This window comes from Streptomyces ipomoeae 91-03 (assembly GCF_000317595.1).
Lineage (GTDB): Bacteria > Actinomycetota > Actinomycetes > Streptomycetales > Streptomycetaceae > Streptomyces > Streptomyces ipomoeae.
Map to the genome: position 1 here is coordinate 25,724 of NZ_AEJC01000624.1, position 6,603 is coordinate 32,326.

General features: G+C 69.1%; 7 protein-coding genes. All 7 read right to left on the minus strand.

Features of this window, described 5'->3' with window-relative positions; genetic code table 11:
* Nucleotides 1-144: 144 nt before the first annotated feature.
* On the minus strand, nt 145-1,368 hold the full coding sequence (metK, locus tag STRIP9103_RS40510) for a methionine adenosyltransferase (RefSeq protein ID WP_009338295.1): 1,224 nt from the start codon (nt 1,366-1,368) through the stop codon (nt 145-147).
* A 239-nt stretch (nt 1,369-1,607) separates the two neighbouring features.
* Nucleotides 1,608-2,810 carry a bifunctional phosphopantothenoylcysteine decarboxylase/phosphopantothenate--cysteine ligase CoaBC gene (gene coaBC / locus STRIP9103_RS40515; protein WP_009338299.1) on the minus strand — a complete coding sequence of 401 codons (1,203 nt, stop codon included), beginning with the start codon at nt 2,808-2,810 and terminating at the stop codon, nt 1,608-1,610.
* 181 nt (nt 2,811-2,991) lie between these two features.
* Complete coding sequence (rpoZ, locus tag STRIP9103_RS40520) at nt 2,992-3,261, minus strand: DNA-directed RNA polymerase subunit omega (protein WP_005485492.1); 270 nt, start codon at nt 3,259-3,261, stop codon at nt 2,992-2,994.
* Nucleotides 3,262-3,334: 73 nt separating this feature from the next.
* Complete coding sequence (gmk, locus tag STRIP9103_RS40525) at nt 3,335-3,928, minus strand: guanylate kinase (RefSeq protein ID WP_009338268.1); 594 nt, start codon at nt 3,926-3,928, stop codon at nt 3,335-3,337.
* A gap of 58 nt (nt 3,929-3,986) precedes the next feature.
* Complete coding sequence (locus STRIP9103_RS40530; RefSeq protein ID WP_003977346.1) at nt 3,987-4,310, minus strand: integration host factor; 324 nt, start codon at nt 4,308-4,310, stop codon at nt 3,987-3,989.
* Between the two features lie 300 nt (nt 4,311-4,610).
* Nucleotides 4,611-5,459 carry an orotidine-5'-phosphate decarboxylase gene (gene pyrF, locus STRIP9103_RS40535; protein WP_009338293.1) on the minus strand — a complete coding sequence of 283 codons (849 nt, stop codon included), beginning with the start codon at nt 5,457-5,459 and terminating at the stop codon, nt 4,611-4,613.
* A complete protein-coding gene (locus STRIP9103_RS40540; protein WP_009338313.1) occupies nt 5,456-6,565 on the minus strand; it encodes a quinone-dependent dihydroorotate dehydrogenase in 1,110 nt (369 codons plus the stop codon). Before STRIP9103_RS40540 ends, pyrF begins: the two co-directional genes overlap by 4 nt.
* Nucleotides 6,566-6,603: the final 38 nt, after the last annotated feature.

Consider the following 6,603-nt stretch of genomic DNA (forward strand, 5'->3'; position numbering starts at 1 on the left):
CACCTCAGCCCCTGCCCACTGCCCCACACCACCGAAGCCCACCCCGACAGCAACGATCCAGCCACCACAGGCCGCCGGACACGCCGAGGCCCGGCACCCCCAAGGGGCGCCGGGCCTCGTCAAGAAAGCGAAGAACCCTGGGTCCTACAGCCCCACTGCCTCGCGCAGGGCGTCCACGCGGTCCGTGCGCTCCCAGGTGAAGTCGGGGAGTTCGCGGCCGAAGTGGCCGTACGCGGCGGTCTGGCCGTAGATGGGGCGGAGGAGGTCGAGGTCGCGGATGATGGCGGCCGGGCGGAGGTCGAAGACATCCTCGATCGCCTTCTCGATGCGCTCGGCGTCGACCTTGGCCGTGCCGAAGGTCTCGACGAAGAGGCCGACGGGCTCGGCCTTGCCGATGGCGTAGGCGACCTGGACCTCACAGCGGGAGGCGAGGCCCGCGGCGACGACGTTCTTGGCGACCCAGCGCATCGCGTACGCGGCGGAGCGGTCGACCTTGGACGGGTCCTTGCCGGAGAAGGCGCCGCCACCGTGGCGGGCCATGCCGCCGTAGGTGTCGATGATGATCTTGCGGCCGGTGAGGCCCGCGTCGCCCATCGGGCCGCCGATCTCGAAGCGGCCGGTCGGGTTGACCAGCAGCCGGTAGCCCTCGGTGTCGAGCTTGATGCCCTCGTCCAGGAGAGCCTTCAGCTCCGGCTCCACCACGAACTCGCGGATGTCGGGCGCCAGAAGGGATTCCAGGTCGATGTCGCTGGCGTGCTGCGAGGAGACGACGACCGTGTCGAGACGGACGGCCTTGTCACCGTCGTACTCGATGGTGACCTGGGTCTTGCCGTCGGGACGCAGGTAGGGGATGGTGCCGTTCTTGCGGACCTCGGACAGCCGCTTCGACAGGCGGTGCGCCAGGAAGATCGGCAGCGGCATCAGCGTCGGCGTCTCGTCCGTCGCGTAGCCGAACATCAGACCCTGGTCACCGGCGCCCTGACGGTCCAGCTCGTCACCCTCTTCCCTCTGGGAGGCCCCCTCGACCCGGGACTCGTACGCCGTGTCGACGCCCTGCGCGATGTCCGGGGACTGCGAGCCGATCGACACCGACACACCACAGGACGCGCCGTCGAAGCCCTTCTTCGACGAGTCGTAGCCGATCGCCAGGATCGTGTCGCGGACCAGCTGGGCGATGGGCGCGTAGGCCTTGGTCGTGACCTCGCCGGCCACGTGCACCAGGCCGGTCGTGATGAGCGTCTCCACTGCGACACGGGACGTGGGGTCCTCGCGCAGCAGCGCATCGAGAATGGCATCGCTGATCTGGTCAGCGATCTTGTCGGGGTGGCCCTCGGTCACGGACTCCGAGGTGAACAGGCGACGGGACACAACGCTCCCTGGGGTTGCAGCGGCTGCTGGCTGATCATGGGCGGACGGGCTCGGGGGCTGCGCCCGGCATCATCCGAGAACAGTTTATCGGTCGGGCTCGGCCACCGGCCCACCTGTCTCGCCTCTCGGGAGCCTGTGACCTGCGGCACGTGCATTCTGCCCAATGGCCGTCGGTGTCCGCCAGGGTCGCCACGCCTCAAAGTGCGAGGTTCCAGAGAGCCGTGGCGCGAATGCAACAGTCAGTCCAGCCGACTCGCAACCAGGTCCCATACGGTTTCGGCCAGCGCTTCCTTCGGTCCGTACGGCACCGGCGTCTCACTCCCGTCGGCCCCCAGCACAACCGCCTCGTTCTCCTCGGAGCCGAAGGTCTTGCGCTCTCCCACCTCGTTCACCACGAGAAGGTCGCACCCCTTGCGTGCCAGCTTGGCACGGCCGTTGGCAAGCACGTCGTCGGTCTCCGCGGCGAAGCCGACGATCAGCTGACCCTGGCGGGGACGGTCGGACGCCATCTCCGCGAGGATGTCCGGATTCCGCACCAGGACGATCGGCTCGGGATCCTGATCGTCCTTCTTCTTGATCTTGCCGGTGGCGTAGGTCTCCGGGCGGAAGTCCGCCACCGCAGCCGCCATCACGACCACGTCCGCGTCCGGAGCGGCCTTGAGCACCACCTCCCGCAGCTGGACCGCCGTGCCGACCCGGACGACGTCCACGCCCGCCGGGTCCGGCAGCCCGGTGTTCGCCTCGATCAGCGTCACCCGGGCGCCCCGCGCGGCAGCCGTACGCGCCAGGGCGTACCCCTGCTTGCCCGAGGAGCGGTTGCCGAGGAAGCGGACCGGGTCGAGGGGTTCGCGGGTGCCGCCGGCGCTCACGACGACATGCCGGCCGGTGAGGTCCGGCCGGGTGACGCCCCGAGCCAGGACCCGGCGGCAGATCTCGAAGATCTCCACGGGGTCGGGCAGTCGCCCCTTGCCGGTGTCGACGCCGGTCAGCCGGCCCACGGCGGGGTCGATGACGAGGGCGCCGCGACGACGCAGCGTCGCCACGTTCTCCTGGGTGGCCGGGTGTTCCCACATCTCGGTGTGCATCGCGGGTGCGAAGACGACCGGGCAGCGGGCGGTGAGGAGGGTGTTGGTGAGGAGGTCGTCGGCCAGACCGTGGGCCGCCTTGGCCAGCATGTCGGCCGTCGCCGGGGCCACGACCACCAGGTCGGCCTCCTGACCGATGCGGACGTGCGGCACCTCGTGGACGCTGTCCCACACCTCGGTCGAGACGGGGTTGCCGGAGAGCGCGGACCAGGTGGCGGCACCGACGAAGTGCAGCGCGGAGTCGGTCGGCACGACCCGCACATCGTGCCCGGACTCGGTGAGCCGGCGCAGCAGTTCGCACGCCTTGTACGCGGCGATACCGCCACTGACTCCCAGAACGACCTTCGGCTTGCCCACCGGGCCTCCCCGCACTCGAACCCGAACGAACCTGATGTCCGCACGCCGCGGTTCATCGGCGTACGCGTCCATCACACACCACAGGCCCGGCAGTGTGACTGCCGGGCCTGTGGAAAAACCTGCTGCGGTCCGTCGATATGACTAACTACATGACTAGCTACGACCGACCGCCACGCTCAACTTACGCCGGGCCCTCGACGGCCTCGGACGTCAGCAGACCCGCGTTGATCTCGCGAAGGGCGATCGAGAGCGGCTTCTCGTGGACGTGAGTGTCCACGAGGGGACCGACGTACTCGAGGAGGCCCTCGCCGAGCTGCGAGTAGTACGCGTTGATCTGGCGGGCACGCTTGGCCGCGTAGATCACGAGGCTGTACTTCGAGTCGGTGGCCTCGAGGAGCTCGTCGATCGGCGGGTTGATGATGCCCTCGGGCGCGGAGATGGAAGAGGACACGCTCTACCTTCCGATGGATGGGAAAAGATCGGTCGTGATCACTGAGCCCGTCGGGCTCCCGGAGAACCCGTGATCACACAACATCCATCAAGGCTAGCAGCTCGCGCGCCACATCCTCGACGGAGGTGTTGACCAAGGTCACATCGAACTCCGGCTCGGCCGCGAGTTCGACCTTCGCCGCCTCCAGGCGGCGCTCGATCACCTCGGGCGGCTCGGTGCCCCGCCCGGTGAGTCTGCGCACCAGTTCCTCCCAGGAGGGCGGAGCCAGGAACACCAGCTGGGCGTCGGGCATGGTCTCGCGGACCTGCCGGGCCCCCTGGAGGTCGATCTCCAGCAGGACCGGCTCGCCCCGCTCCAGGCGCTCGATCACGGCGGCCCGTGGAGTGCCGTAGCGGTTGCCGGCGAACTCGGCCCACTCCAACAGCTCGCTGTTGGCGATGAGCTTGTCCATCTCCTCGTCGGTGACGAAGAAGTAGTGGACTCCGTGCTGCTCGCCGGGACGGGGCTTCCGAGTCGTCGCCGACACGGAGAGCCAGACGTCGGGGTGCGCCTTGCGCATATGAGCGACGACCGTGCTCTTGCCGACCCCTGAGGGGCCGGAGAGCACGGTCAGCCGCGGACGTACGTCCGGGGGTTCGGGGGTCGTCCCCCGGAGTGTTACAGCCATGCGGCAATTATTCCAGCAACCCCGGAGTACCCGGGACTCCCTTCCCCGAGGATCCGGGTCAGGAGCCGGTGCTGCCGAACTCACGCTCCAGGGAAGCGATCTGGTTGGAGCCGAGGCCGCGCACCCGGCGGCTCTCGGAGATGCCGAGTCGTTCCATGATCTGCTTGGCGCGGACCTTGCCCACGCCCGGCAGGGACTCAAGGAGGGCGGAGACCTTCATCTTGCCGATGACGTCATTCTCCTGGCCCTGCTTGATCACCTCGTGCAGGGAGGCGCCGGAGTGCTTGAGTCGATTCTTGACCTCGGCCCGCTCCCGGCGAGCCGCGGCGGCCTTTTCGAGCGCGGCTGCGCGCTGTTCAGGGGTAAGGGGCGGAAGAGCCACGCCTACGTCACCTCGGATGTCGAACTGTCGGATACGGACCGGTGAGGAACCTAGTCGCCCCACACCTGAGGAGCTACGAGCAACACGCTTGCCCGTTCTCCCCCACTACCTTGAGGGTGTGGGAGCTGCCCCCACTGCTCGGAGACTAGCGGCCAACTCCGCCAGAGTCAGCGAGAACAGCGGAAAAGTCCTGGTCAGCCTCCATGGAGTCGGACATAACCGGCATATTGCCCCGGATTTGAGAATGTATTCAGACTCAAGCCGTCCGGGAACCGACCCTCGGAGCACTCATCGGAGGTCTCAGACGGCTGCCGTGGCGGTCCGGATCTCCTCCGCGAAGCGATCCGACGCGTCACGCAGCGCGGCGGCGTCGGGACCGTGACGAAGGACACCTCGACTGACGTTCGGGACCACATTGCGCACAGCGGCCCCGAAGGCCGCCGGAAGGTCGGCCGGCGTGGCTCCCTGGGCACCGATTCCGGGTGCGAGCAGAGGTCCGTTGATGTCGAGGTCGTACGACGAGAGGTCACCCAGGGTGGCACCGACGACGGCGCCGAAGGACCCCATGGGCTCCTCCCCCGCGTTCTCGGCCGCCAGGTGCGCCAGCATCGTCGCCCCGACGTTCCGCCCGGCAGGGTCCTCGGTGCGGACCGCGTGCTGCACCTCGCCGCCCTCCGGGTTGGAGGTCAGCGCCAGCACGAACAGCCCGGCGCCGCTCTCGCGCGCGAGGTCCACGGCCGGCTTCAGGGAGCCGTAGCCCAGGTACGGGGAGACCGTCAGCGCGTCCGAGAACAGGGGCGCGTCCTTGTGCAGGAAGGTCTCGGCGTACGCGGCCATGGTGGAGCCGATGTCACCGCGCTTGGCGTCCATGACGACCAGGGCACCGGCCGCCCGTGCCTCCTGGACCGACTTCTCCAGGACGGCGATGCCGCGTGACCCGAAGCGCTCGAAGAACGCGCTCTGCGGCTTGAGGACGGCCACCCGGTCCGCCAGCGCCTCGACGACCGTGCGGCTGAAGCGCTCCAGGCCGGCGATGTCGTCGTCCAGGCCCCAGGACGCGAGCAGGGAGGCGTGCGGGTCGATGCCGACGCACAGGGGGCCGCGCTCGTCCATGGCTCGGCGCAGCCGCGCACCGAAGGTCTCGGTCATGCCGTCTTCTTCCTGACGTCGGCGCCGACCGCGTCGGCGAGGGAGGCGTACGGGCTGGTGCGCAGGCGTGCGGCGAGGCCCTTGTGGACGGCACGGGCCCAGAAGGGGCCCTCGTAGATGAAGGCGCTGTAGCCCTGGACCAGGGTGGCACCGGCGAGGATGCGCTGCCAGGCGTCGTCGGCGTTCTCGATGCCTCCGACGCTCACCAGGGTGATCCGGTCGCCCACGCGCGCGTGGAGGCGGCGCAGCACTGCAAGGGAGCGGCCCTTCAGGGGCGCTCCGGAGAGACCACCCGTCTCCTTGACCAGGGAGGGTTCGGATTTCAAACCGAGTCCCTCGCGCGCGATGGTGGTGTTCGTGGCGATGATCCCGTCCAGGCCCAGCTCCACGGCGAGGTCGGCGACGGCGTCGATGTCCTCGTCGGCGAGGTCCGGCGCGATCTTCACCAGCAGCGGCACCCGGCGCGTGCGCACCGTGCGGTCGGCGGCCTCGCGCACGGCGGTGAGCAGGGGGCGCAGCGCCTCGGTGGCCTGGAGGTCGCGCAGGCCGGGCGTGTTGGGCGAGGAGACGTTCACGACCAGGTAGTCGGCGTACGGCGCGAGCCGCTCGGTGGACTTCACATAGTCCGCGGCGGCTTCATCGTCGGGGACGACCTTGGTCTTGCCGATGTTGACGCCCACGACGGTCTTGAAGACGGGCGTACGGGAAGCGAGGCGCGCGGCGACCGCGAGCGAGCCCTCGTTGTTGAAGCCCATGCGGTTGATCAGGGCGCGGTCGGCGACCAGGCGGAACAGCCGCTTCTTGGGGTTGCCGGGCTGGGCGTCGCCCGTCACCGTGCCGATCTCGACGTGGTCGAAGCCGAGCATCGACATGGCGTCGATCGCGATGGCGTTCTTGTCGAAGCCTGCGGCCAGCCCGAACGGGCCGTGCATGCGCAGCCCGAACGCCTCGGTGCGCAGTTCCTCGTAGCGGGGCGCGAGCACGGCGGCGACGAAGGTGCGCAGCACGGGGATGCGGACGGCGAGGCGGATCCAGCGGAAGGCCAGGTAGTGGGCCTCCTCCGGGTCCATCCGTGTGAAAACCAGACGGAAGAACAGCTTGTACATCTCGAAAGTCCTCAGGGGTCCTCGTGGGGAGCGGGGTC